The sequence below is a fragment of the Vibrio sp. 1078-1 genome (assembly GCF_033340475.1).
Genome location: NZ_JAWOWM010000328.1, coordinates 1 through 719 on the forward strand (window position 1 = coordinate 1; position 719 = coordinate 719).

Below are 719 nucleotides of genomic sequence, written 5' to 3' on the forward strand. Positions count from 1 at the left end.
ACTCGAAAATCACCTTGCTGTAACAGACCTTCATTTTGCATCTGTTCCAGTAGACAAGCAGGCACGACAGCGGCTTCAACATTGCCGTCACGTAATTGGTAGAGGTTGGCATCAATTGGAAAACCGAGATAGCGAACATCCGCAAAAAAGTCATTCGGATCGAGTCCCATTTCCACGATTTGATAGCGCAGGGTCAGATAACCACCAAACGCTTTTTCGGACACTGCCGCGACAGGAAATCCAGAAACATCTTTTAATGTTTGGTATGGCGAATTTGCCCGAACCACCAACGCAGAACCAATGCTATAGTTCGAGTTTTGCGGTGCGCGCCCCGTCAATGTTGCCATCCATGACAACGCATATTGTCTGCCCAAGCGCACAGCCTGACCTGGGTTGGTTAAGATGAAGTCCATGGTCTGAAACTTCACCGCCTCCCCCATTTCGTCCAAATTGAGAGGGTGCAGTTCAAAGTACACATCCGAGATTTGCTGGTTGAGCCAATCGATGGTCGGTTGCCATCTCTGCTCGGCATAAAGGTGACCACGTATCGCTAACACGCCCACTTCGACTTTCTGCTTGACCTCTGGCTGCACTGCCTTTTGCTCCTGCATTTCTTGTTCAGAAACAGCGCCCTGAGCTAAAGATGCAAAGACAACCAAGCACAGAATCCAAAACTGAAGCAACCGTGGCGTTTTGTTCATGATGAGTCGAATCGTTCC

General features: G+C 49.1%; 1 protein-coding gene. It reads right to left on the reverse strand.

What is annotated here, in order from left to right:
* Positions 1-701 (reverse strand): phosphate/phosphite/phosphonate ABC transporter substrate-binding protein (locus tag R7190_RS27385; protein WP_318137869.1); only part of this gene is annotated, 701 nt, incomplete at its 3' end.
* Positions 702-719: the final 18 nt, after the last annotated feature.